We start from the raw sequence: 24,823 nt of genomic DNA, 5'->3' as shown, positions 1-24,823 counted from the left end.
TTTGTTTCGATCCAAACAAAAATGGTTATTTAGCAAGCGTTCACTTCTATTCTTTATGTAGTATGTTTGATTAATTTTCGCATGATACATAATGTCGAACAGAAAAACCCCTTCCATTACGAAGGGGCTATTATCATACGGCTACGCCTACTGATAAACACCATCATCATTTTAACAACTTTCGTATGAATTTTAAAGCACTTTTTGTAGAAGAATAACGAATTTTCATATCGAATGCCGTAGATTGGGCTAAAATGCTTTTATAATGTGAAAAAGTCCGAAAACTTTCTTCCCCATGATAACTCCCTAATCCACTACTTCCGACGCCCCCAAAAGGTAAATATGGCGTTGCAAGATGATAAACAACATCATTAATACAGCCTCCGCCATATGAGATATTACTCGTTACCTGTCTTTGCACTTCTTTATCTTCAGAAAATACATATAACGCTAACGGCTTCGGATGTTGCTGAATTGTGTCAATTACATCTTCTATATTGTCGTATTCTATAATTGGTAAAATTGGACCAAAAATTTCGTCTTCCATAACAGTACTTTTCCATGTCACATTAGTTAACACTGTTGGCTCTATATGTAAAGTTTCTTTTTTATAGTTCCCGCCAATTACAGTTTTACCATCTTTCAAAAACGTACATAAACGTTCAAAATGACGTTCACTCACAATTCGTACATAATTATCATTGTGCAGTGGCTCTTTTCCATACTGCTCCTCAATTTCGTGTCGCATCGCTTCAATTAGCTGTTTTTTCACCGAAGTATGCACGTACATATAATCAGGCGCTACACACGTTTGACCTGCATTTAAAAACTTCCCCCAAACAATTCGTCTTGCTGTTACATCTATCTTTGCATCTTTATGTACAATACATGGGCTTTTTCCGCCAAGTTCTAACGTAAGCGGCGTCAACTGTTTTGCTGCTGCCTCCATAACAACTTTCCCAACGCCCACACTACCTGTAAAGAAAATATAATCAAATGGTTCCTTTAGCAAAGCTGTGCTCTCTTCTACACCGCCTTCTACTACCGCTACAAGTTCTTCTTGGAATAATTCACTTAACATTCTCGTTAGCACTTTAGAGACGTTTGGCGTTAACTCTGACGGCTTTAAAACGATTGTATTTCCAGCTGCCAACGCTCCTACAAGTGGTGCAATTGCTAATTGAAACGGATAGTTCCACGGTGCGATAATAAGTGTCACACCGTACGGTTCAGGCACTACTTTCCCCTTTGATCCAAAATGAGTGAGTGCTGTTCGGACTCGCTTCGGTTTACTCCACGATGAAATATGCTTCAATTGAAAGGAAATTTCTTTTAATACATATCCAACTTCCGTTGTAAACGACTCATGAACTGACTTATTTAAATCTAATTTCAATGCCTGAAATATTTCTTCTTCAAAGCGCTGAATGCCTTCATAAAGCTTCTTCAAATTATTCTTTCTCACTTCTATACTTCTCGTATGGCCATTATAAAAATATGCCTTTTGTTTATTTACAATAGAAGAAACACCCATTCATTCACCTTCTCTCACTATTTTTATCTAATTCTTTCATTATTTATATAGACTTTATATGTAACTAATTTTCATTCGTAAAGTTACATTATATATAATTTCTTCTTGTATATAAAATTCATTGCTCACAAAAAAACTACCGAAAGAAAATCTCTCGGTAGTTTTACTGTATTAGCGATATAAACGAACAGCACCTGCAGAATTATCATCAGCTTGTCCTACTACTTCAAACTTCAGGCCAAGATTCGGTAAAATACGTCCTGCATCTGGAATCTGTTGATTAATATACGTTTTCGAATCATCAAACTTCGGTACACCCGCTAAGCCATCATACGTATACGTTCCGCGCGTTGGAGATACGACTTTCCAAGCTGGTGTTTTATCAAATGAAAACGCCGCATCAGCGATTTGGAATCGTGTACTACTTTCAACTGTTGGTTTACCATTTAAAGTTCCTACAATTGCTTCTGGATGAGAATCAACTACCCCAAGGAAACCGTGTCCTGGATGTACACCTACCCAGTTATCTGTGTAAGCTGAATCCGCATACCATACAACCATACCAGTGTTATATACTGGACCGCGTGCAAATTTGAACGCGTTATCTGAACCAGCATAGTTTCTCCACTCTACATAGTAGTTATGTTTTTTCTTCTCAGTTCCGTTAGATACAGCGAACCCATCTAACTTGAACTGCGGTGTACCTTCTGCATCATCAGAGAACACTACTTTACCATCTACATTTAATGATGCATTATCAAGTAGGAAGCCGTTTAATGCTAACCCACCATCTGTAATGTACTCAAATGTTAATTTTACTTTCTTGCCTTTGAATTGGCTTAAATCATATGATTTATCAATCCATTTGCCATTTGTTGAATCGGCATTTCCACTATTTGCTTTCTCACCAAGTTTTTCGATTAATGTTTTTTGGCCATCTTCTGTTACAGCATGTACTTCAAGGAAATCATACTCTGCTTCAATTTCATATAATGACTTGAAATCGAATTTCGCAGTCGTTGCATTCGTTAAATCGAAAAGTGGTGTTTCCATCTTCGTATGAAGATCATCACCTTTTGTGCTGTAGTAATACTGTTTTCCGAATGCCGGATCAATTGTTTTTATATCTTTATCTGGCAAGTTAACACGAATCATACCTGGACGGTTAGATTTCGTAACACTTTGGTCTAAATATGTTGCTAGACCGATACCTTTATTTAATTTCTCGTAATCTACTTCTACGATATTTGCCCAATTACCACCGATTGTTTTTTGGAAAAACTCTTTATTTTGTGGCGAGAAACTTGTTGGCGTTGTTCCAGCGATTTTTCCAGCCCAGCTACCGCCACTCATAACAGACCAAGCTTGAATTGGCTCACCAGCGCCGCTATATTGCGTATCATACTCATCTGGAAGACCTAAATCATGGCCATATTCATGTGCGAATACACCAACTGCGCCATCTTCTGGTTCAATTGTGTAATCGAATGCTGCAATCTTTCCGCCCCAATATGGAACTTTCGCTTGTGTGCCTTCAATTGGGAATGGTTTAGGTCCAACTGTCCAGCGATGTGACCAAATTGCATCGTCACCTAATTTACCGCCGCCAGCTTCTTGTCCAACACCCGCATGAATAATCATTAAGTGATCGATTAAACCATCCGGTTGTTTTTGATTTCCATCACCATTTACATCGTATTGGTCGAATTGGTCAAACTCTGATAAATCAATACCACTATCTACAGCAGCTTTTAATGCATCTTTTACTAAATCACGTGGTCCTTTTGGTCCTTTATTATCATGACCTGTAGCAGCATCTGCACCGTAATCAGCAGCTTTACCAGGAACTGTTAACCATTTTGTAACTGTTCCGTCTACTGTATAACTACCGCCAGATTGCTCTTCATAATATTGTTTAAATGTCTCGATTTTGCTTCCATCCTCTAATGCGAATGGCTCATCACCGAATAACATTTTTTCATAATGTTCTTTGTTAAAATCGTCAGTATACATATAACCAGGTTCTTTATCAATATTGTTATGTTTAAAGTCAGCGTACTCTACAAGTAAAACGAGTACTTTATCTTTACGAACTTCACCGTTATATTCTTTTCCCTTTGCTGGAGAAGTTGGTACTTTACCATTTAGACCACCTCTGACCGGTCCTGTCGCAGCAGGTGTTCCCGTTGCAGGTTTATCTAACTTTTCTTTCGTATCTGCTTTCGCATCTTTCACTTTCTTTATAAAGTCAGATGCTTCTTTCGTAAGTGGGTCCCCATTTGATACTTCTTTCCCAGGATTTTCACCCTTTTTGTTCTCTACATATTTTTCGACAGCTTTCTTTGTTTCTTTCTCTGAAGCCTTCGAATCAATTACCCCACGTTTTTTTAGTGCATTTGCTAAACGCTCTTCTGGAATTAAATGATCATCAACTGGGCTCGTAGCTGTCTTATTCACAGGCGTTTCAGCATATGCCGATTGAGTACCAGCTCCGAGTGAAAGACCTAACACAGCAGTCAAAGCGATTGATGATAAAACTTTGAACGGTTTCTTGTTCATCCCTTATTTCCTCCCCTAATAAATAATATGTATTACAAGATGAATTTTATTAAAAATTCAATATTTTTTCAATATTTAGTCATATTATGTAATGTTTTTAATATATTTGTAAAAATTCCATAGTTAGCATACGAATATATCACAATTCAACAATGTTTTCTGAAAATATTGAAAATACTTGTCAGAAACTTTATAATCGCCATAGAGGGAGTTTAATGGGGATTTTATCTTTGTTTTATCTACAAAATATTTGATAATTCACTACATAAAAATACAAAATCCGATTGTATTATCACGTATTCTGTAGCAGCAGTTATGACCGATAATTAGGGAGGAATTACATTTGTACAAAGATAAGACTGACGCACTGGATCAAGAATGGATTGATTTAATACTTGAAGCTCTCGACTCTGGTATCGCTCTACAAGATATCGAACATTTTTTCCAACGTATGAAGTCATCCAGTCAGGCTCAATAGGTTTGTTCTTTTTAACGAAATTTATGTTATAATAATGGCATCATAAGACGACGACATATTGATAGAAAGGTGCGCAAATATGATTGGAGAACGTATAAAACGCCTGCGCTTACAAAAAGGTATTTCATTAACTGAACTTGCCGAAAAAGCCGGTGTTGCTAAATCTTACATTAGTTCTATAGAACGAAATTTACAAAAGAACCCTTCCATTCAGTTTCTTGAAAAGATCGCAGCAGTTCTACAAATTCCAGTTGATACTTTACTTCATGATGAAACAACAAAGGAAAATCACTTAGACTCCGAATGGACACAACTCGTTAAAGATGCAATGAGCTCAGGTGTCTCCAAAGAACAATTTCGTGAATTTCTTGAATTTACAAAATGGAAGCAAGATCAAAAATAATAAATAGAAAGAAGTGCTTACAACCAGCACTTCTTTTTTCTTTATACAAAAAGCGGGGAATCCCCGCTTTTTGATTATCTTTCAGTGCCTTCTTCTTGGTTAGCATTGAATGTCCATTCTAAATTCAATGAATCACCTTGGAAAATATTTTGCTCTTGTCCATTATCTACGAATTCAAACTGTACCCATAAATAATCCTCTGTACCAGCTTCTAATCCACCCTTTTCTCCCCACTCAGGAGCAAAGATGTCTTTAGCTAAAAGATCTGGATCAGTTTTTTGTAAGTCTGCTAAAGTTGTTTCATATACAGGCTCACTTTGTTTATCCCAGTTCCAAAGGAATTTCACTTTAACGTGCTTACCAAAGTCTTCACCAGCATTATCACCTTTTGCATCTTTCACAGTATACTTTGTCGCTAGTTTAACGTCTTTAATTGTTAATGAACCGCTATTCTTTAATAAGAACTCTTTCTTAACAGAATCCCCTGGTTTTAAATCTTTAATATCTACAAGCGTTGTAGGGTCTAATGTAAGATCTAACGTCCCAGCTGCAAATGTATTATTTGATACTTCTTTATCGCTAAAGAATGCAAACGTTCCTCCACCAATTAAAGATAACCCCAGTGCTGCTGATGCAACTCCCATACCTAATTTCTTTTTTAGACTCACAATCAATTCCCCCTAGCTGTTTTTTATATTTTTCATCTCTTATTTTTCAATAAGAGATATAAAGAAAACTATATTAGCTTAGCTAATTTTTGTTCTCTTTTAAAAACCTTAAGTTCATTATAACGAACAAAACAGTATAAATACAACTAATATTTATTAGTATTTTCAATTATTTTTATTTCTCAATATTATTTTGATTTTTCTGAATTAAATTGTTTATATTTTAAGAAATACATGGGTGCGCAGCAAAACACCTTCTCACACCCATTTATATCATTCTTTTTCTTGATGATCCTCAGCTGTTTGTGATATTTCCCCAGACTCTACAACATTATTATTCAATTGTTTCTCATGTTCTGTGGAAGTATTCTTTTCATGATTTCCTTCCGCAGTTTTTTTAGCTGTCTCTACTTGTTTCTGCTCTTCCATTTGCTTCTGCTCTTCCGCTTGTTTCTTCTCTTCTATTTTCTTTTCCTCCTCTTTCTTCATTTGAGCTTCCGCCTCTATCGCATCATTTAATTGTTGGTGAAGAATCTGAATTTGTTCATCAATCGCTTGTAAACTAACTTCTTTCACAATATAATCGCGCTTCTCTTTTATACTGTGAAAACCTTCATTCACATATACGGCCACTTGTTGAATCGATTCACTTTTATTCACTTTTAATTCTTCTTGTATTTGATTATAAGGGGCTTCTATTACAGTATATACATTTTGCAGCGCTGCCTCCTCAGAAGCAACTTTCTCACGTCCTTGTTGCCATACTACAATTGCCTGTTGAATTTCTTCTATAGAAGTTACTGCCAACTTCCCCTTCATTTCTCCATACTCATGTTCAATAGACTGTTTGTATTTCTCAGCTTCCTCTTTTAACGTATCAACTGTCTTTGGAAATATAATCGCTGTAGAAAGAGCGGCTTCCACTTTCGTTTCATGAATAAATGCAGCTTCTGTATACGTCATTATTTGAGATCCTAAATAAAATGAAATAGAGCACATACAAGGCAATATAAGCATCTTTTTTAATTTGCGAGGTGTTTTCAGCATCTTAATCTCTCCCATCGAACAAAATGTTCTCTATACAGAACGTTAACTTTATTATAATAAAGAACGATACAAAATGATAGCTATATACTAGAAATATAGAAAAAGGACTATCCATTTGATAGCCCTTTTTAATATTATTTTGCTTCACCTTCTGTTTGTTGTGCATCAAACGTCCAAGTTAAATTAAGTTTATCGCCTTGGAATTCATTTTGGTCTTTTTTATTATCAACAAACTCGAATTTCACTGTGAATTTATCAGATTTACCTGCTGAAATACCTTTTTCATCCCAGAACCAAGCAGCTAAATCATTATCTACCGCTGTAAGTGTGTCACCTTTCAATTTATCTAGCGTTGTTTCTTTTACGATTGTTTCATGCTTGTCTACATTTTTTAAGAATGTTACTTTAATATGTTTACCAAAATCATCTTTATTGTCGTTCTTCGCATCTTCTACCTTATAATCTGTTTTCAATAGAACCTTTTTAATATTTAAAGATCCTTTATTTTCTAGTTTAAAATCTCTTTTAATTGTATCGCCAGGTTTTAAATTCGATACATTAACAACTGTTGTTGGATTGATTGCTAAATCAAGTGTACCAGCCGCAAATGTATTGTTTGACACTTCCTTATCACTAAAAAATGCAAATGTTCCTCCGCCAACTAACGCTGCCCCTAACACGGCTGATGCGATACCCATCCCTAATTTTTTCTTTAAAGTCATGTCCATATCCCCTTAATCTATTTATTTGTTAACTTCCTAAACGGAAAGCATAACCAAACGAACTAGACGGATTGTTCTACTTTTTTCTCTTTCTTTTCCCCGTCAATGCTACGAATCGCACCAAAAATAGAAATCGCGGAATAACCTAATAAAAAGACACCTGGAATAATAAGAAGCAATGCAGCTCCAGCCTTCGAACTAGCATAATTTAATGCATATCCTGCATAAGGAACTGTAATATCTGCATATTTCCCAATGACATTCTCCGCACGTACTGGTTCTAAATCAGGGCCATTGTTGTTATCCCCTTTTGTTTCATACATTACTTTTCCATTTGTATCTTTCACACCGATAATACGGTGAGTGATAATTTTTTCGTCTTTCTCTTTAAAGGTAATAACATCACCTTTTTGATATTTAGAACCATCTTTCGTCGGCTCTATCGCAATGATTGATCCTGTTAAAAATGTCGGTTCCATCGATCCTGATAACACTGATTTAAATTGATATCCCATCACTGTTGGATCTCCACCACTCGCTTTTGACGAAATAACTACAAAGGCTAAAAAAACCATTAATGCAAATAAAACAAATGAGATAACGTTGCTAATAATCTTCCAAACGATTTTCATCATCTCTCTCCCTCTCCGTTGTTTTATATTATTTGAAGTATGCAATATCCATCTTTGTTCTTTAACAAGAACACAACTAAATAATATAACGAACGAAACGTAAATGCAATAAGAAAATTTACAATTATTAGTTATTTTAAATATAAAAAAAGACTGTGACAAAATCTCTTCACAGCCTTTTAACTAGTAATTTATTTTTCTTCTGATTTCATTCCTGTTGTATTTCGGCGTAGCACTACAAATAAAATGACTCCAAATAATAAAGCGGCACCTATCCCAATGCTTATTATTTTCACATTTGATTCCTTTACTTCAGGTGTAGCCGTATCTTTTTTAGGCATCGCAAAAGTAACATCTTCTTTTGAAAGAACATTTACCGTCGCAATTGTTTGATTATTTTTCGTAATATCGACTGCCCCAACTACCTCACCACGATGAATTCCTTTATGATATAAAGAATCTTTATCTAATGAGGCCGCACGGAAAATCGTCCTTACGTTTTTCCCTTCATCTTTCTTAAGCATAAGTTCTGCACTTTGCTCAAGTTCGCTATCAATATCTTTATTTAAATACGTCGTCTTTTGATGCCAACTATGTTTATCTAGTATCGTTTGCTTCACAAATTGACCGAAAGAATAGTCTGCCATCTGCTTCAAATCTTCATAAATTTCAGGTCTTTGAGAAGCCATCACTACATTTATAATACGATTTCCATCCTTCTCATTTAATAAAACGAGTGTATTGCGCGCTTCATTTGTAAAACCCGTCTTACCACCAATACTATATGGATTTTCAAAATAAGTAGACTTGTTAAAAATAGACACCGTCTGTCTAGATGTCGTAACTGTCGTTCTTTTCGTATTCATTGCTTGTAAAATCTCAGGATATTTTTGCACACCTCTCGTAATCATAGCCATATCAAATGGCGTAGTATAATGATTCGGATCATGCAATCCGTTTGGCGTGACGAAATGACTATCTGTAGCACCTAATTGCTTCGCTCTCTCATTCATCATATGAGCGAAATTCTCAACACTTCCACCAATACGCTCTGCAATCGCATACGACACATCATTCGCACTCAGCACCATTAAAATCATGAGCGCAGTATCTCTATTAATCGTCTCACCAGGTTGAAACTCAATTTGATAATTACTCTTCTCTTGATCTAATGCTAATTGTGAAAACGTAAACTGATCCTCTGGCTTCGTATGCTCCATAAGTAAAATCGCCGTTAACACTTTCGTCATACTAGCCGGAAATGCACGATGATGTGCGTTTTTATCATACAAAATATCTCCAGTTTTCGCATCAATCGTAGTTGCAAACTGACTAAAAACATTCGGCCCTTCCTTAGGTGGTGGGGCTACTTGTTCTGGATTCACTCCAATATTTGTCTCAGCACGTAACGTCATAGGTGTCGAAAAAAACAAACAAATAACGGTAATAAAAACCAAAATTTTCTTAAAATTTACCATATGACTCTCCCTTTTCACTATACTCTCACAGTTTAAAAATTGAATCTACCAATCTATATGTAAATTGTATTAAATTGGAAGAACATTCACTGTTTTTTTACTATATCATATTTTTACGATGAACGACATAAATATACAATAAAAAATAAGAAAGAATTATTCTTTCTTATCCTTCTCATCAATTAATGAATCTATTAAATTTTGACTAGCTTCCTCAGGTGTAATCTCATCTGTCATCCCCATAAACGACCAGCCTTTAGAATCGACCCACTCAACAAACTCTTGTAAAAACTCATCATGTGTAACATCCACATCAAGAATTGAGCCATTAATCGAAATCGTTCTATTTCTAGATACACGCATCTTGAACGTTTTCCTTACCATTACAATAATTCTCCCTCTACTTTTGAATAATTATAAAATAATCTTGTATCTCTGTTATACATGATTTTAAGTAAATTGTAAAAAGGATATATTGGCCAATTTGCATATCGAAACTGAAAACCTATCATCCTGCAAAAATAGAAAACGATATGTAATTGATCATAAATGACTAAATAAACCCACATAAAAACAAAACAACTTACATTGTATCATACCAAATACAAATGACTTTCGTACAATAGAATAGAATATACTAGAAGAAAACTTAACATGAGGAGGAACTCTATGGCACGTTGTACGTATTGTAAAACGAAGTGGACAATTAAAGATGTATGGTCGATACCCGTGATTTTTGAAAAAGATTGCCCATATTGTTTTGGGAGGCAGTATCTGTCTAATGACACCTTTCATCATGCTAATGCCGCTCTACCTTTATTATTCTTATGTCCTTTACTTGTTGATTTAAGCGACGAAAACCCTTTGGATAAATACATTAAATAATATGACCGCTACATGCTACTAAGCTTTCTTCTCATCATTATCCCTTCAAACACTACTCGTATAATTGAATATGATTTCCTTTTTAAAACCTGCTTTAAAAATATTATAAAATTTCAGTTAATTATATATAATTACTTTAGCATAAAGATTAAAGATGCTGTTACATACGCATTTTTGAAGATCCCGTAGCTCAGTAGGGAGAGCGCCACCTTGACAGGGTGGAGGTCGTGAGTTCGAGCCTCTCCGGGGTCATAAAAAAAGAGAAACCATATCAACCTTCTACGTGATATGGTTTCTCTTTTTTATGTAAGCTAATTACTTCCCACCAAACATCTTCTCCAAAGACTTCGCATTGGCAAACAATACTTCTTTCAAGTTATCATCTGCAACGATTTTATAGTCGCCATCTTTGTTTTTCTTTAAGTTCAATGTAACTTCGCGAGTTGCCATGATTGCATCTTTATCTGATAAGTGTTTGACGATTGCTGATGTCATTGTTTTTTCGATTGCTTTTTCAGATTGCCCTTTGTCTTCGCTAAAAGCGCTAGCGAAGGCCATTGGCATAACTTCTCCCACTGCTTTTGTTACAGCAACGGATAGATCGGCAGATGTAATTTTCACTTTCACTTCTGCTTTGTCATCTTTTTTCGATACTTCTTCAGGCTTTTCAAATTTAAAGTTTTTCGTAATTGCACTCAGCATTGCTTTTGCCTCAGCATCATCTGTTTTTTCATTTAGTTTATTAAATTCCTTGTCACTCTCAACAAATGTACGAGCCTTTTCAACATCACCTTTTTGTATCGCGATTAAAAATTCTTCTGTTGTATCTTTCGGGTTTGCACACCCTGCTAAAACACCTACTGTTAATCCTACTACCATCATTAACAGCAATAATTTTTGTATCTTTTGCACGCCCATTCTCCTCTTATCTTTTCTAGTAAGTCATCACTATATAATAGTATGAAACTGACATTACAAACATTTTTTAGTATAGCATTTATATGAATCATTCGTTTCTATTTTTTCAAACGTTCCCTCTTCCCATCTCATAACGCCCACTACCCTCTATTAAAAATTTGTTTCTTCATTATAAATAGCAAAAGAAAAACCAGCAACTTTAAGGTTGCTGGCCTATCTCTTATTCATATTCGAAACAACAATAACAATTGCTCCAAGCACATAATGCCCCGCTACCATCCACATACTCCGATCAAAGATCATAAGCGATAACCAAAGCGATATATTAATAGCAGCAAATAATACATATAAAATGAAGTCTCTCTTTTGTAGTGCTTCTTTATTCATCAAAATATAAATTGCACCGATTGGTGGAAGGATAAAGCAAAGGAAAAAAACAAACATTTTTCTTAACGACCATGGATATGAAGTTACTGTCTGCATATGGATCTCCTTTTTATTTTATAGTACTTTTAACATCGGTCTTACTACTCTATATTCGTCACTATGAGGCTCCTTTATGATTAAAGGTGATTGAAGATGTTTTTCTTCCTCTATCATTGTGAATACTTCTGTTTTTTCTTGTAATGTGTTAGATTCACTATTTTTAGTAGGTTTTTTACTTGTTTCAATTTTCTTTGTTACTTCTCCGAGCCTTTGCCCAACTTCTTCTGCTTTCGCAGGTCCATGCGTTACATAGTATTCCTGTCCCTCCCATACTAACATAGGTGGCACTTGTTCTCGTTTGTTACATATTATATAAGTAGTAGTAGCTACAAGTAGTATACATGTTAATAAAAAGAAGATAGTTTTTTTATTCATATACTATTCTCCTTATCTATCATCTTATTAAATTATATAATATCGATTATATGTAGTAAATGGATTTAGTGGGAATTTTCGGATTTTATACAAAAAAGAAAAACCTTACTCAAGTAAGGTTCATTCTATAGTGACTGATTTATTAAAACGATCATTACGATAATCGCTATAAACATAACAACTAAACAGCCGATCATTTTATAAAAGCCTCGTTTCGTTAACGTCCCGCCTTGAACGTCTTTACGAATAAATAAGAATACGGCTAAAAATAATACAAGCCCAATGCCAAAAGCATACATCATTTGCATATGTTAATCTTCCTTTCTCTCTTCCATCTTAATATCTTTTTGCCAAAACAACAAATGAGATAAAGACGGTACTCATCGTAAGGGCCATTAGTATGTTCAATAGTTCAGTAGCAGATAGTGTAAGTATTTTTAAGTTTAAGCCGAAAGAGAAAAGAAGATAATACGCTATTAATGCAAAAAAGCTGAAGAACATTCCTTTATAACGAATGAGTTTCATTCGTTCGTCTTTTTCTTTAAATTGTGGGTGCAGGTAACTTAGGCAAAAACTCATAATCATCATCCCAAGCAATGGATAAGTTATTTCTGGTGGTGCAGAATGTGTCATTATCCCTGTTAATATCATAAATCCACTCATAAATAGAAAGATAATTCCCATGATAACGAAGTACTTTTGTGAATAATTCATCCCTATTCCTCCCCTTCTTTTCCTTCATAAATAAATACATGTTCTATCGTCGTTTGAAATGTTTTCGCGATTTCAAATGCTAACGGAAGTGATGGATCGTATTTTCCCTTTTCAATTGAAATGATGGTTTGTCTAGAAACTCCAAGTTTCTCAGCCAATTTTTCTTGAGATAGTCCAAATTTTTTTCGGTATTCGACCATTTTATTTTCCAAGGAAATTTCTCCCTCCTCCCTTATACCGAGTATATATGTAAAGAAAACTTTACGTCAAGTTTCCTTTACACCCGTTTTATTCATTCTTCACTCTATTTATATAGAAGAAACTTTTTCATTTTCAGCACGTCTATTTTGAAATGAAACGCGGAACACTGTAAGTAACCGTTACTATATCTCCTCCTCTCTTTTTTTAAAATTTAATATCTCCATATTTGTTTTATTCTTTTAAAATATTTCATTCATCTCTTTATTCCACAAAATACGTTACTCGTTTTACGGTGTTTTTCGTCATATTTATAGAAACTAACTGTTTATGAAGCATTTTTTATGTTTAGCAACTTTTTTTGTAGAAATCCTTCACTTTCCTTTCAATATTTAACACTATCTAAATAAAGTTTACGATAAATTCATAATTTTTTATTTTTTATACTATATTCCGTTATATTGTTGTATAATATCAATGAAAGCGCTTATTATTTCAATATACATAATTCGAACTTATTTTTATCGAAACATTCTAACTATTATACTTATATTTACATGTAACAATTTTAGTTATTCGTATAGGTATACCAAATATATCCACCCTATTTTTCTGTAAAATTACTTTATAACATGAAAGATTAACTTGGGTGATAAGTTATTGTGAATGTTTTTTTACAAAACAGATAAGTAATAGTGTTTGGTATTATGTAAATTATTGTAATAACATAAGAGTAAAGAAAACATTTACATTGATTATTGGTTCATCAATTATTGAAAAGAGCAAAATGCACCTTTTTGTATGGAAAAAGGATTATATGCATTGGGAGGTTTAAACAAATGACGAGGAAGAATACAACGACAAACCCTTGGGCCAAGTTCCACGGTCCGAACCTTGGTTATGTTATTGAACAGTATGATCTTTACGTAACTGGAGCAGGTTCTGTTGATCCGGAATTACAAGAGCTTTTTGAAATTTTTGGAGCTCCTTCGTTTCAAGATGATGTCGTAACAGGGGACAACACAGCAACACATTTTTCTCCTCAAAGCACAGGGAACATTGAAAAAATTCTTAAAGTCGTTCAGCTTGTTGAACAGATTCGTTCTTTCGGGCATACGTTGGCTCACATCAATCCGATGGAAGATGCTGCAAATGGACAATCTCTTCTTGAGAAAGCAATGAACGAACTGAGCGATGCTGATTTGAAAGCGATTCCAGCTAAGACAGTATGGCAAGATGCACCAGAAGGTATTCACACTGCACTTGATGTAATTCATAGATTAAAAGAAGTGTATACACAATCTTTAGCTTATGAATTTTCTCATATACAAGATAGTGAAGAACGCGCGTGGTTGCATCAAATGGTGGAATCAAATTCATTGCGTCAACCACTATCAAATAAAAAACGAACTGCTCTTTTAAAACGTTTAACAGCTGTTGAAGGTTTCGAGCAATTCTTGCATAAAACATTCGTTGGGCAAAAGCGTTTCTCTATCGAGGGCGTTGATATGCTTGTACCTGTTCTAGATGAAATTGTTCTAGAAGGTGCTAAAAATGGCGTTGAAGATGTCATGATTGGTATGGCTCACCGCGGTCGTTTAAGCGTACTTGCACACGTATTAGAAAAACCATATAGTCACATGTTTGCTGAATTCAAACATGCAAAAATAGAAGGCGCAGTAGCTAATTCTGGCTGGACTGGCGACGTAAAATACCATTTAGGTAGAGAACAAGTCGTTAGTAACGAAGAAGTTAGCACTCGCGTTACATTAGCAAATAACCCAAGTCACCTTGAGTTCGTTAACCCTGTTGTGGAAGGTTTCGCACGTGCGGCTCAAGAAAATCGTAAAAAATCTGGTCTTCCAGAACAAGATACTTCAAAATCATTCGTAATTTTAGTTCATGGTGATGCTGCATTCCCTGGTCAAGGTATTGTATCTGAAACGTTGAACTTAAGCAGATTAAACGCGTACCAAACGGGCGGCACAATTCATGTTATCGCAAACAATGCAGTTGGTTTTACGACTGATAGCTATGATTCTCGTTCTACGAAATATTCAAGTGACCTTGCAAAAGGTTTCGATATTCCGATTGTTCACGTGAACGCTGATGATCCGGAAGCTTGTCTTGCAGCTGCTAATCTTGCGATTCAATATCGTACATTGTTCAAAAAAGATTTCTTAATCGACTTAATTGGTTACCGCCGCTACGGTCATAACGAAATGGATGACCCAGCAGTTACACAACCACAAGTGTACAAAAAGATTAAAAATCACCCAACTGTAAGAGCAATTTATGCAGATCAATTACAAGCTGCTGGTGTTCTAAATGCAGATGAGGTTGAAACAATTACACAGTTTACGCAAGAACAATTAAAGTCTGACTATGCACAAGTACCACCAGCTGATACGAGCGATGCAACAATTCACGTTAAAGTGCCAGATGTTGTTGCAAAGGGCATTCAGTCAATTGATACTGGTGTTGAGCTTGACTCACTTCGTGCAATTAATGAAGGTCTACTATCTTGGCCAGAAGGCTTTAACGTATATCCGAAAGTGAAGAAAATTCTTGAACGCCGTAAAGATGCTCTTGAAGAGAACGGTAAAATTGAATGGGCACTTGCTGAGTCATTAGCATTCGCTTCTATTTTACAAGAAGGTACGCCAATTCGTTTAACTGGTCAAGATTCACAGCGTGGTACATTCGCTCATCGTCACATCGTATTACACGATACTGATACAAATGAAACATATTCACCATTACATCGCTTACCAAACATTAACGCTTCATTCTCTGTTCATAACAGTCCGTTATCAGAAGCTGCTGTTGTTGGTTACGAGTATGGTTATAACGTATTCGCTCCAGAAACGCTTGTTATGTGGGAAGCGCAATATGGTGACTTCTCAAATACTGCGCAAGCATTATTTGATCAATATGTTTCAGCAGGAAGAGCAAAATGGGGTCAAAAATCTGGTTTAGTTCTTCTATTACCACACGGTTATGAAGGTCAAGGACCAGAGCACTCTAGTGCACGTCCAGAGCGATTCTTACAGTTAGCTGCTGAGAATAACTGGACAGTTGCAAACTTAACGAGTGCGGCACAATACTTCCATATTTTACGTCGTCAAGCATCTATCTTAGGAACAGAAGCTGTTCGACCATTAGTACTGATGACGCCGAAGAGTTTATTACGTCACCCACTTACGCTTTCAACTGCTAGTCAGTTAAGCGAAGGACGTTTCCAACCTGCTCTAGAACAAGAAAACCTTGGCACGAAACCAAACAAAGTAAAACGTCTTGTTTTAAGCACAGGTAAAATGGCGATTGACTTAGCAGCAGAAATCGAGTCTGGTAAACATGACTACAACTTAGATGAAGTTCATGTCGTTCGTATTGAACAGCTGTACCCATTCCCTGCTGAGAAAATTCAATCTATTATTAAACGCTTTAAAAACTTAGAAGAAATTATTTGGGTTCAAGAAGAACCTCGTAATATGGGCGCATGGCATTACATGGCTCCAATTCTGTTCGAACTAGCTGGAGATAAAGTGAAAACAGGTTATATTGGACGCCCAGATCGCTCTAGCCCATCTGGTGGCGATCCATTCGCTCACAAAGCTGAGCAAGAACTAATTGTTTCACACGCTTTAGATGTGAAGTATAACTTCCGTCAAGATAAACAAGAAATTGAAGTTTTCAGCAACTAAAAAGTTACAATGAAGGTTTCTAGCTTGTTCCCTGAGCATAATATCTGCCCAGGGGGCAGGCTAACAAATGGAGATTACCGAAAACAAAAGAAGAAAAAACACACCGTTAGGCAAATAAGGGGAGGACATTTAAAATGATCGAAATTAAAGTACCTGAGCTTGCAGAATCTATTACTGAAGGAACTATCTCACAATGGCTTATCAACGTAGGCGACAAAGTTGAGAAAGGTGGCAGCGTTGTTGAGCTTGAAACTGATAAAGTCAATGTAGAAATCATTGCAGAAGATTCAGGTATTGTATCGAAGTTACTAGGCGAACCTGGGGATACAGTTGAAGTTGGCGCAACTATCGCAATTTTAGATGCAAACGGAGCACCAGTGGCTGAGCAACCAAAACAAGAAACGGCTGAAGCACCGAAAGCTGCGGCACCAAATGCTGAGCAAACTGCAACTCTACAAGGTTTACCAAATACGAACCGTCCTATCGCATCACCAGCTGCTAGAAAAATGGCTCGTGAATTAGGAATCGACTTAAACGACGTACGTAGCACAGATCCACTTGGACGTGTGAGACCACACGATGTACAAGCTCATGCTACAGCACCAAAAGAAGCACCAGCTGCTCCAAAAAGTCCAGCTCCTGCTCCAGTTGCAAAAACGGAATTCGAAAAACCAGTTGAGCGCGTGAAAATGTCCCGCCGCCGTCAAACAATTGCAAAACGTCTTGTAGAAGTTCAACAAACATCTGCAATGTTAACAACATTTAACGAAGTTGATATGACTGCAATCATGGAATTACGTAAAGAGCGTAAAGACGCTTTCGAGAAAAAACATGATGTACGTCTTGGTTTCATGTCATTCTTCACAAAAGCAGTTGTTGCAGCATTAAAACAATTCCCATTATTAAATGCTGAAATTCAAGGCGACGAGCTTATCATTAAAAAATTCTATGATATCGGTATTGCAGTAGCAGCTCCAGATGGATTAGTTGTTCCAGTTGTACGCGATGCGAACCAATTAAACTTCGCTGAAATCGAAAGCGAAATTCGTGAATTAGGTAAAAAAGCACGTGACAACAAACTTTCATTAAAAGAACTACAAGGTGGTACATTCACAATTACAAACGGTGGTGTGTTCGGTTCTCTAATGTCAACACCGATCCTAAACAGCCCACAAGTTGGTATTTTAGGAATGCACAAAATCCAAGTACGTCCTGTTGCTATTGATGCAGAACGTATGGAAAACCGTCCAATGATGTACATCGCTTTATCTTACGATCACCGTATCGTTGATGGTAAAGAAGCAGTTAGCTTCCTTGTTGCTGTTAAAGATATGCTTGAAGATCCAAAATCATTATTATTAGAAGGTTGATGGATTAATAATCTATTACAAGCTGTAGAATGAATCATTCTACAGCTTTTTTTTGCGTTCATATGGGACAAATCGCATGACATAAGCTAATAATGTATGCCTATAACGTAAGGAGGATTAAAATGAGTAACCTTCCAATTCATGCAAAACTTAAAGCAAATAAGGATACCTTCTTCCTCCCCGACTCAAACGGGGGTGTCTATTTTCGAAATAACGCCAGTTCATTTCGTATGGACGGTGACGGAATTTATAACTGGATTGAAAAATTAATGCCGATGTTTGACGGTAATTATTCTTTAGCAGAAATAACGGATGGTCTCCCTCTTCCCTATCAAAATCGTGTACTTGAAATTGGAGAGATTTTATATACAAATGGATTTGTCCGTGATGTAAGTCAAGATGCACCTCATGAATTAAACAGCGCGTTACTCGACAGGTATGCTTCGCAAATTGAATTTCTAGAAGCAGATTCTCATTCAGGTGCTTTAAAATTCGAAACGTATCGTGCGGCAAATGTCCTTATAGTTGGTTCTGGAGATATGCTTACATCCTTAGTTTCTTCTTTATTAGAATCCGGATTACCTACCTTTCATTACCTTGTGACAGATTATGAGGATACGAATTACGAACGCATTTATGAGCTAATAGCACTTGCACATGAAGTAGATGATACTGTACTTGTTCAAGAAATAGATACGACAATTGATCGTCCCCTTCATGAAGTGTTCGAGCCTTTCGACTGGATTTTGTACGTTTCTCAAAACGGAGATATTGAAGGTTTAAGAACAGTTCATACGATTTGTAGAGAAATAGGAAAGAATTTCATACCGGCCGTCTGTTTATCAACACTTGGTATAGCTGGCCCTGTCGTAACAGCGAATCGTGAAGAATGCTGGGAGTCCGCATGGCATCGGCTACATGAAACAACTTTACAAAATGAACATTCATCAGCATCATTTTCACCAGTTACATCTGCAATGTTAGCAAATATAATCGTTTTTGAATTATTTAAACATGTTGCTGATGATTCACATCGGGAAAAGAATCCACAATTCTTTTTATTAAACTATGAAACACTCGAAGGAACGTGGCATCCTTTTATAAAACATCCTCTCGCAACTGATGAAAGTTTTACAATTGATACGATAGAAAATCTGTCTGAACAACTTGAGCATCGGTCTAGCCAACATACTTCAACTGATTTATTCCGTTTTTTCGATTCATTAACTTCTAAAGAAGCGGGTATATTCCATATATGCGATGAACAAGATTTATATCAATTACCGTTATCACAATGCAATATACAAGTAGCTACACCACTATCAGATGGTCCTGCTTCCCTCCTGCCTCTTATGACTTGCGCTGGTTTAACTCATAATGAAGCGCGTCGAGAAGCTGGTTTAGCAGGAATTGAAACATACGTAGCAGAAATTATGCACCGCCTTATTCCTGAACATAACGATATCGGTATTGGCGCTGGGGAAACGATGACAGAAGGTGTATACCGGGCATTACAACAACATTTAAATAATAAATTGTATGAACGGCAATCACATATGCTAGAAGAAATTACGACAGTCGACTTAACCGAAATTCATGATAAACATTGTAGATTTTATTACGATGCTCTCTCTACAATTCATGAAACACCTAAAATAGCAGTAAGTGAAGAGATTCTCAGCTTTCCAGTCGTTTGGGTCGGTATACATGATAGATGGTACGGCGCGTCTAATATTAATACGACGTTAGCGTTACGAAACGCACTACAACTATCACTTCTTCACATTCAAAATGAAGAGACTCCATACAGAGCTAATATCTTGCCTGAATCCTCTATTATTTTATATGACACGGATTCTTTTAGATTAGAAATACAAGCGGAAGAAGAAATTCCAAGCACGCAATCTGTACAGCTTGCCTTGCAACATTTAGAAGAACATAATTTTTATCCATTCGTGTTTGATTTAGCAATTGAACCATTTTTAAAAGAAAACTTAGATGGTGTGTACGGGGTATTAATTGCAAAGGAGGATAGTCTATGACTCAAAATATATTACTTATAGGAGATGGCTTACTTGCAGACTATGTACACAATCAATTAAGCGAACAATTTTCCATCATTCGCCAACATACTATTACAGACGAACTCCCTGAAAATATTCAACTCGCTCTCGTATTACACGATGGCTCTCCTTCTGCTATTCATCATGATGCCGAGCTAATTTTTCGTTCCAATCATATTCCGTGGCTACGCGGGTTTACTTCATTTGGTGAAGGGGTTATCGGTCCTTACATTCATCCTCTTGCAGCTGGATGTACCCACTGTGCCGATGGACGACGCTTTATCGCTGGCTTTGATCAAAAAGAAATGTGGGAGCTACAACGAAAATACGCGGTGAAAGAAGAGAACGTAACGAGGCGTGATGTACGTGCCACCCAAAATGGCATGTTACAAATGTGCCATCTTATTTGCGCAGAGACAGAGAAAATATTAGCTCATCATCCTTCTTCTTTAGAAAATGAACTCATTTTACTGAACTTACAAACACTGCAATGTACGCGGCATTCTTTTCTTCCTGATCCGCTCTGCCCTGTATGTAGCAATTTACCTGATGACACGGCAGATGCAGCTGTGATTTCGTTACAACCGAGCTTAAAAACAAGTGATACAACATATCGCTGTCGTTCCATTCATGAACTAAACACATTTTTAACGAGAGATTATTTAGATTACCGCGTCGGTATGTTGAACGGAAAAATGCAGCATTCTTTATTACCGTTTGCTGACGTTATTATAAACATGCCATTAATGTTTGGAAATGAAGGTGTTGCAGGCCGAACTCATTCATTTGCAATAAGTGAAGCAACTGCTATTTTAGAAGGTTTAGAACGATATTGTGGTATGTCACCTCGAGGAAAAAAGACAAATGTACACGGGAGTTTTCGTGAGTTAGAGGATTATGCACTAAATCCCCTCTCCCTCGGTGTACATACAAATGAACATTACAATCGTGATAGTTTTCCGTTTAAACCATTTGATCCTGACTACGAACAAAACTGGGTATGGGGATACTCTTTACTACAAAACCAGCCGATTTTAGTTCCTGAATCGATCGCTTATTATAGCCTCGGTCATCGGGATGCTTACGTATATGAAACATCAAATGGATGTGCCATTGGTGGTAGTTTAGAAGAAGCAATTTTTCACGGCATTTTAGAAATTGTAGAACGTGACGCCTTTTTACTCACTTGGTATGCGGAATTACCTCTTCCCCGCCTTGATCTTAGTTCGGCAAATGATACGGAATTACAATTAATGATTCAGCGGCTGTACACGATTACCGGTTATGAATTGCATGCCTTTAACGCAACGATGGAACACGGTATTCCAAGCTTATGGGTAATCGCGAAAAATACGCGAGAAAATGGAATGAACGTTGTTTGTGCTGGAGGCTCTCATTTGGACCCAGTCCGCGCTTTAAAGAGTGCCATTCACGAAATAGCAGGTATGTTACTAATAACAGACGACGAACTCGAACAAAAAAGAGAGCACTACGAAAACTGCTTACAAGACCCTTATCTCGTAAATAAAATGGAAGACCACAGTATGCTGTACGGATTGAAAGAAGCAGAAGAACGTCTTCACTTCCTTTTACGTGACGATGCACCGATGCAATCGTTCCAAGAAATGAATGCACTACAATCAGTTCATCTAGATTTAACATCCGATCTTCATCAACTTTTAAACCGTCTAGAGCAATCTAGACTTGACGTAATCGTTGTAGATCAAACAGTACCTCTCATAGAAAAAAACGGATTACATTGCGTAAAAGTCATTATTCCAGGCATGCTACCGATGACGTTCGGCCACCATCTCACTCGGGTTACAGGACTGGATAGAGTGTATATTGTGCCGATGACACTTGGATATACAAATGAACCTTTAACGAATGAACAATTAAATCCACATCCGCATCCGTTTCCATAGTAAAGGAGGGGATTCTATGCAGCTGGATACTTTTTTACATCATCTCCATTTTTCTATTGATGAAATTATGCCGAATCAGGAAGTGGACTGGGAAGATGCACCGCTTCCTTATAAACTATATCGAAATGTACCTATCATTCCACTCTCCTTAGAAATCCCATTATCTTTACCTAACTCTTCTACTACACCTACTTTGAAGAAGATTGGTCATTACCTTTGGGTCTCATTTGGTTTAACACAGTTATGTCAGTTAAATAGCGAGAAAATTTTATTTCGAAGATCTATCCCTTCAGGCGGCGCTTTATATCCAAATGAATTGTATATATATTTAAAGATTGACGATTATCCAGACGGTATTTACCATTACGACGCTGCACACCACCGACTTATTTTACTTCGCGAAGGAAATTTCGATTCTTATATTACAGAAGCACTTGGCAATCGTTGTAACATACAGTCTTGTTTTGGCGCTGCATTCGTATCCACTATGTTTTGGAAAAACTACTTTAAATACAATAACTTTTCATATCGACTTCAAGGATTAGATAGTGGTGTTCTCATCGGACAATTACTGGAATGTGCCAAACAATTCGGTTACACAAATGGTGTATACTTTCAGTTTCTAGACCGGGCAATCAACCATTTACTCGGACTGTCAGAAGGCGAAGAAAGTGTGTATGCTGTCGTTCCTTTAAGTACAGAACCACAAACGAATTGGTTTCACAGTGATTACCGTGAAAATAAAACAGTTACTTCTCATGAGTTGTTACAGCAAATTCCGCCGTTAGCACATGAACATTTCGTTCGCTCAAAATATGTAAATGAATATCCGATGATAACAAAAATAAATGATGCTTCTATGATCGAATCGACAGCACACTTCCAAACACTACACCATGAAGAGCACTACCAACATCACGCACAGGCTGTACAACTACCGAAAGTAGAACGATTATCATACGATTTCTTACAACTTTGTAAACAACGGTATTCCCCCGATGCTGACTTTACTTTAACAAAATGGGATGCAGCCGAGCTCGCTACTTTACTACAAGAAGCGAGCCTCTCCTTCCCTTATTACAACGACCTTGACGGTAAGTATGTAAATGAAAATGCACGCGTCTCATTATATGGATGTTTTTATAACGTAAAAGATATAGAAAACGGCGCTTACGCTTATAACAGTAAAACGCATTCCATACAACCACTTCGGTACGGAGACCTTCGTTATCCCCTTCAATCTAGTATGACGATGGATAACGTAAACCTTTTTCAAGTACCGCTTTGCCTACATGTAGTCGGAAAGAAAGATTACTATACAAATGTATTAAGCTATAGAGGTTACCGTATTCATCAAATGGAAGCTGGCATACTCGTTCATAAACTCGTTTTCGCAGCGACCGCAATGGGAATGGCTGGGCATCCTTTACTAAGTTTTGATACAAATTCATGTGATCAGTTGTACGGGATAGATACTGGGAATGAAACGTCTCTCATTCAAATTCCCGTTGGGGCGTATCGGGCGCGGAATTGGTTAAAAGGGGATTTGCGTAATTAGAAGCACGCCGCTCATCGGCGTGCTTTTTTACTAGATTAATTTGAAAATACTCTTAATTTGTCTCGCAAATAACCAGTTTTTCGTACCGTAGTTATCATTTAAACTATCTAAATTGATAGATTGTCCGTTAGCAAACTTTAATTCTAGCGTTGTATTTTTATCATTTGTTTTTAAGTTACTATGTGTAATAGCATCATACTTTAATTTTTCAATCTCAATATACTCTTCTTTTTCTTGTCCAATCACGACATGGTCTTGGAAGAAGAACAATACTTCTACTTTCTTACCGAAACAAAATACATTTTTCGTATAAATTAATGTCGCATTATCAAGTCCGACGCATACTTCTTTCATCTCTTCAATAACTTGTCCCAAGTCTTCTTCATTTCTTGTGTTTGATTCAGCAATCCATTCTTCGATTGTTTTCATATTAATTGCCATACTGCGCCCCCTGGTTCGTTCATTGCTTTATTTTAAAATAAATACTATATGAAAATATAAGCGATACGTACTATGTTTTCAAGGGCGAATGGTATATTCGAAATAAAGTTAAATTTCAAAGTAATATACTAAAAGAATCCATTTCATTATATTTTAAACGTTTGAACGAGACATTCTTCACCATCGATTAACTCTGTTTTCTCATCAAATTCGATGTTTAGCTCCCTATATACTTTCTTCCAAAAAGAAACAGCTGGTACATTTTTCACAAGTTCGATAACGAAATACTGTCCTCGTTTCTCTTTTAGTACATTCTCAATAACTTGTTTACCGATTCCTTTTCCTTTGTACTGATTCAATATGAAAATGTCATTTATACCAAAATCGTTTTCCTTCTTCAAAAATGGACGTTCCAGTAGTAATAAAAATCCTACAATCTCATTATCACTTTTAATAAAATACGGATTGATTCCATCATTTTCCCAGAACATATGTAAATCTTCGTATTCAAAAAAACCATTTGCTCCAATTGTTATATTAGGTGTGAACTTAGAGAGGTCATGTAGATATAGTGCATACAAATTACGTAATATTTCTTTTTCTGATTCTTGAACTATTTGAAGTGTTACAAACATTTTTAATGATCACCTTCCTTGTACGTA

General features: G+C 36.4%; 24 protein-coding genes and 1 tRNA gene. 9 read left to right on the top strand and 16 right to left on the bottom strand.

Features of this window, described 5'->3' with window-relative positions; all coding sequences use genetic code 11:
• Nucleotides 1-166 precede the first annotated feature (166 nt).
• Complete coding sequence (locus tag AC3WVA_RS10455) at nt 167-1,534, bottom strand: aldehyde dehydrogenase (protein ID WP_492321897.1); 1,368 nt, start codon at nt 1,532-1,534, stop codon at nt 167-169.
• 171 nt (nt 1,535-1,705) lie between these two features.
• Nucleotides 1,706-4,093, bottom strand: a complete 2,388-nt coding sequence (inhA1, locus tag AC3WVA_RS10450) for a M6 family metalloprotease immune inhibitor InhA1 (RefSeq protein ID WP_098881101.1) — start codon at nt 4,091-4,093, stop codon at nt 1,706-1,708.
• Nucleotides 4,094-4,436: 343 nt separating this feature from the next.
• Between inhA1 and AC3WVA_RS10445 the strand changes: the two genes are divergently transcribed.
• Together AC3WVA_RS10445 and AC3WVA_RS10440 are read left to right on the top strand one after the other, a co-directional pair.
• Nucleotides 4,437-4,571, top strand: coding sequence for an anti-repressor SinI family protein (locus AC3WVA_RS10445; protein ID WP_048526766.1), 135 nt, complete (start codon nt 4,437-4,439; stop codon nt 4,569-4,571).
• Between the two features lie 79 nt (nt 4,572-4,650).
• Nucleotides 4,651-4,974 carry a helix-turn-helix domain-containing protein gene (locus AC3WVA_RS10440; protein ID WP_000578882.1) on the top strand — a complete coding sequence of 108 codons (324 nt, stop codon included), beginning with the start codon at nt 4,651-4,653 and terminating at the stop codon, nt 4,972-4,974.
• A gap of 74 nt (nt 4,975-5,048) precedes the next feature.
• Here AC3WVA_RS10440 and calY read toward each other — a convergent pair whose 3' ends face one another.
• The 6 genes from calY to AC3WVA_RS10410 all read right to left on the bottom strand — a co-directional run bounded on the left by calY (nt 5,049) and on the right by AC3WVA_RS10410 (nt 9,905).
• The gene (gene calY / locus AC3WVA_RS10435) at nt 5,049-5,642 is read right to left on the bottom strand and encodes a biofilm matrix protein CalY (protein ID WP_048526765.1); all 594 of its coding nucleotides are present in this window, start codon (nt 5,640-5,642) and stop codon (nt 5,049-5,051) included.
• A 273-nt stretch (nt 5,643-5,915) separates the two neighbouring features.
• Nucleotides 5,916-6,689 carry a DUF4047 domain-containing protein gene (locus AC3WVA_RS10430; protein WP_142320912.1) on the bottom strand — a complete coding sequence of 258 codons (774 nt, stop codon included), beginning with the start codon at nt 6,687-6,689 and terminating at the stop codon, nt 5,916-5,918.
• A 134-nt stretch (nt 6,690-6,823) separates the two neighbouring features.
• Nucleotides 6,824-7,411, bottom strand: coding sequence for a CalY family protein (locus AC3WVA_RS10425; RefSeq protein ID WP_098344710.1), 588 nt, complete (start codon nt 7,409-7,411; stop codon nt 6,824-6,826).
• Nucleotides 7,412-7,473: 62 nt separating this feature from the next.
• Nucleotides 7,474-8,043 (bottom strand): signal peptidase I SipW, encoded by a 570-nt coding sequence (sipW, locus tag AC3WVA_RS10420; protein WP_098344711.1) that lies wholly within the window; start codon nt 8,041-8,043, stop codon nt 7,474-7,476.
• Nucleotides 8,044-8,234: 191 nt separating this feature from the next.
• A complete protein-coding gene (locus tag AC3WVA_RS10415; protein ID WP_098344712.1) occupies nt 8,235-9,521 on the bottom strand; it encodes a D-alanyl-D-alanine carboxypeptidase family protein in 1,287 nt (428 codons plus the stop codon).
• A 156-nt stretch (nt 9,522-9,677) separates the two neighbouring features.
• The gene (locus AC3WVA_RS10410; protein WP_000251865.1) at nt 9,678-9,905 is read right to left on the bottom strand and encodes a hypothetical protein; all 228 of its coding nucleotides are present in this window, start codon (nt 9,903-9,905) and stop codon (nt 9,678-9,680) included.
• Between the two features lie 285 nt (nt 9,906-10,190).
• On the opposite strand from AC3WVA_RS10410, the gene AC3WVA_RS10405 reads away from it, so the two are divergent.
• Complete coding sequence (locus AC3WVA_RS10405; RefSeq protein ID WP_492321896.1) at nt 10,191-10,406, top strand: hypothetical protein; 216 nt, start codon at nt 10,191-10,193, stop codon at nt 10,404-10,406.
• Between the two features lie 179 nt (nt 10,407-10,585).
• Nucleotides 10,586-10,658: transfer RNA gene (locus tag AC3WVA_RS10400), tRNA-Val, on the top strand.
• Between the two features lie 63 nt (nt 10,659-10,721).
• Here AC3WVA_RS10400 and AC3WVA_RS10395 read toward each other — a convergent pair.
• From AC3WVA_RS10395 to AC3WVA_RS10370, 6 genes are all read right to left on the bottom strand, one after another.
• Nucleotides 10,722-11,318, bottom strand: coding sequence for a hypothetical protein (locus AC3WVA_RS10395; protein WP_492321895.1), 597 nt, complete (start codon nt 11,316-11,318; stop codon nt 10,722-10,724).
• 219 nt (nt 11,319-11,537) lie between these two features.
• Complete coding sequence (locus AC3WVA_RS10390) at nt 11,538-11,807, bottom strand: hypothetical protein (RefSeq protein ID WP_048526758.1); 270 nt, start codon at nt 11,805-11,807, stop codon at nt 11,538-11,540.
• Between the two features lie 18 nt (nt 11,808-11,825).
• Nucleotides 11,826-12,185, bottom strand: a complete 360-nt coding sequence (locus AC3WVA_RS10385; protein ID WP_071758951.1) for a hypothetical protein — start codon at nt 12,183-12,185, stop codon at nt 11,826-11,828.
• 125 nt (nt 12,186-12,310) lie between these two features.
• On the bottom strand, nt 12,311-12,493 hold the full coding sequence (locus AC3WVA_RS10380; RefSeq protein ID WP_001178300.1) for a DUF3976 domain-containing protein: 183 nt from the start codon (nt 12,491-12,493) through the stop codon (nt 12,311-12,313).
• 28 nt (nt 12,494-12,521) lie between these two features.
• The gene (locus AC3WVA_RS10375; RefSeq protein WP_492321894.1) at nt 12,522-12,899 is read right to left on the bottom strand and encodes a permease; all 378 of its coding nucleotides are present in this window, start codon (nt 12,897-12,899) and stop codon (nt 12,522-12,524) included.
• 2 nt (nt 12,900-12,901) lie between these two features.
• A complete protein-coding gene (locus tag AC3WVA_RS10370; RefSeq protein ID WP_000428510.1) occupies nt 12,902-13,111 on the bottom strand; it encodes a helix-turn-helix transcriptional regulator in 210 nt (69 codons plus the stop codon).
• A gap of 825 nt (nt 13,112-13,936) precedes the next feature.
• Here AC3WVA_RS10370 and odhA point away from each other — a divergent pair.
• The 5 genes from odhA to AC3WVA_RS10345 all read left to right on the top strand — a co-directional run bounded on the left by odhA (nt 13,937) and on the right by AC3WVA_RS10345 (nt 23,720).
• The gene (gene odhA / locus AC3WVA_RS10365) at nt 13,937-16,804 is read left to right on the top strand and encodes a 2-oxoglutarate dehydrogenase E1 component (protein WP_098881099.1); all 2,868 of its coding nucleotides are present in this window, start codon (nt 13,937-13,939) and stop codon (nt 16,802-16,804) included.
• A 134-nt stretch (nt 16,805-16,938) separates the two neighbouring features.
• Complete coding sequence (gene odhB / locus AC3WVA_RS10360; RefSeq protein WP_492321893.1) at nt 16,939-18,174, top strand: 2-oxoglutarate dehydrogenase complex dihydrolipoyllysine-residue succinyltransferase; 1,236 nt, start codon at nt 16,939-16,941, stop codon at nt 18,172-18,174.
• Between the two features lie 122 nt (nt 18,175-18,296).
• Nucleotides 18,297-20,216: a putative thiazole-containing bacteriocin maturation protein gene (locus AC3WVA_RS10355; protein ID WP_098344718.1), complete on the top strand. Its 1,920-nt coding sequence runs from the start codon at nt 18,297-18,299 to the stop codon at nt 20,214-20,216.
• Nucleotides 20,213-22,162 carry a TOMM precursor leader peptide-binding protein gene (locus tag AC3WVA_RS10350; RefSeq protein ID WP_492321892.1) on the top strand — a complete coding sequence of 650 codons (1,950 nt, stop codon included), beginning with the start codon at nt 20,213-20,215 and terminating at the stop codon, nt 22,160-22,162. Before AC3WVA_RS10355 ends, AC3WVA_RS10350 begins: the two co-directional genes overlap by 4 nt.
• A gap of 16 nt (nt 22,163-22,178) precedes the next feature.
• On the top strand, nt 22,179-23,720 hold the full coding sequence (locus AC3WVA_RS10345) for a SagB family peptide dehydrogenase (RefSeq protein ID WP_492321891.1): 1,542 nt from the start codon (nt 22,179-22,181) through the stop codon (nt 23,718-23,720).
• 30 nt (nt 23,721-23,750) lie between these two features.
• Here AC3WVA_RS10345 and AC3WVA_RS10340 read toward each other — a convergent pair whose 3' ends face one another.
• Complete coding sequence (locus AC3WVA_RS10340; protein WP_098344721.1) at nt 23,751-24,161, bottom strand: DUF3908 family protein; 411 nt, start codon at nt 24,159-24,161, stop codon at nt 23,751-23,753.
• A gap of 146 nt (nt 24,162-24,307) precedes the next feature.
• Nucleotides 24,308-24,796 (bottom strand): GNAT family N-acetyltransferase, encoded by a 489-nt coding sequence (locus AC3WVA_RS10335; protein ID WP_492321890.1) that lies wholly within the window; start codon nt 24,794-24,796, stop codon nt 24,308-24,310.
• Nucleotides 24,797-24,823: the final 27 nt, after the last annotated feature.

Source organism: Bacillus sp. EB106-04-02-XG92 (assembly GCF_058791995.1).
This window is presented reverse-complemented; position numbering and strand designations above follow the sequence as displayed.

Coding starts and splice junctions, on each gene's coding strand:
- AC3WVA_RS10455 (WP_492321897.1), bottom strand. CDS start 1,534: ATGGGTGTTTCTTCTATTGTAAATAAACAAAAGGCATATTTTTATAAT.
- inhA1 (WP_098881101.1), bottom strand. CDS start 4,093: ATGAACAAGAAACCGTTCAAAGTTTTATCATCAATCGCTTTGACTGCT.
- AC3WVA_RS10440 (WP_000578882.1), top strand. CDS start 4,651: ATGATTGGAGAACGTATAAAACGCCTGCGCTTACAAAAAGGTATTTCA.
- AC3WVA_RS10430 (WP_142320912.1), bottom strand. CDS start 6,689: ATGCTGAAAACACCTCGCAAATTAAAAAAGATGCTTATATTGCCTTGT.
- AC3WVA_RS10425 (WP_098344710.1), bottom strand. CDS start 7,411: ATGACTTTAAAGAAAAAATTAGGGATGGGTATCGCATCAGCCGTGTTA.
- sipW (WP_098344711.1), bottom strand. CDS start 8,043: ATGAAAATCGTTTGGAAGATTATTAGCAACGTTATCTCATTTGTTTTA.
- AC3WVA_RS10415 (WP_098344712.1), bottom strand. CDS start 9,521: ATGGTAAATTTTAAGAAAATTTTGGTTTTTATTACCGTTATTTGTTTG.
- AC3WVA_RS10410 (WP_000251865.1), bottom strand. CDS start 9,905: ATGGTAAGGAAAACGTTCAAGATGCGTGTATCTAGAAATAGAACGATT.
- AC3WVA_RS10405 (WP_492321896.1), top strand. CDS start 10,191: ATGGCACGTTGTACGTATTGTAAAACGAAGTGGACAATTAAAGATGTA.
- AC3WVA_RS10390 (WP_048526758.1), bottom strand. CDS start 11,807: ATGCAGACAGTAACTTCATATCCATGGTCGTTAAGAAAAATGTTTGTT.
- AC3WVA_RS10385 (WP_071758951.1), bottom strand. CDS start 12,185: ATGAATAAAAAAACTATCTTCTTTTTATTAACATGTATACTACTTGTA.
- AC3WVA_RS10380 (WP_001178300.1), bottom strand. CDS start 12,493: ATGCAAATGATGTATGCTTTTGGCATTGGGCTTGTATTATTTTTAGCC.
- AC3WVA_RS10375 (WP_492321894.1), bottom strand. CDS start 12,899: ATGAATTATTCACAAAAGTACTTCGTTATCATGGGAATTATCTTTCTA.
- odhA (WP_098881099.1), top strand. CDS start 13,937: ATGACGAGGAAGAATACAACGACAAACCCTTGGGCCAAGTTCCACGGT.
- odhB (WP_492321893.1), top strand. CDS start 16,939: ATGATCGAAATTAAAGTACCTGAGCTTGCAGAATCTATTACTGAAGGA.
- AC3WVA_RS10355 (WP_098344718.1), top strand. CDS start 18,297: ATGAGTAACCTTCCAATTCATGCAAAACTTAAAGCAAATAAGGATACC.
- AC3WVA_RS10350 (WP_492321892.1), top strand. CDS start 20,213: ATGACTCAAAATATATTACTTATAGGAGATGGCTTACTTGCAGACTAT.
- AC3WVA_RS10345 (WP_492321891.1), top strand. CDS start 22,179: ATGCAGCTGGATACTTTTTTACATCATCTCCATTTTTCTATTGATGAA.
- AC3WVA_RS10340 (WP_098344721.1), bottom strand. CDS start 24,161: ATGGCAATTAATATGAAAACAATCGAAGAATGGATTGCTGAATCAAAC.
- AC3WVA_RS10335 (WP_492321890.1), bottom strand. CDS start 24,796: ATGTTTGTAACACTTCAAATAGTTCAAGAATCAGAAAAAGAAATATTA.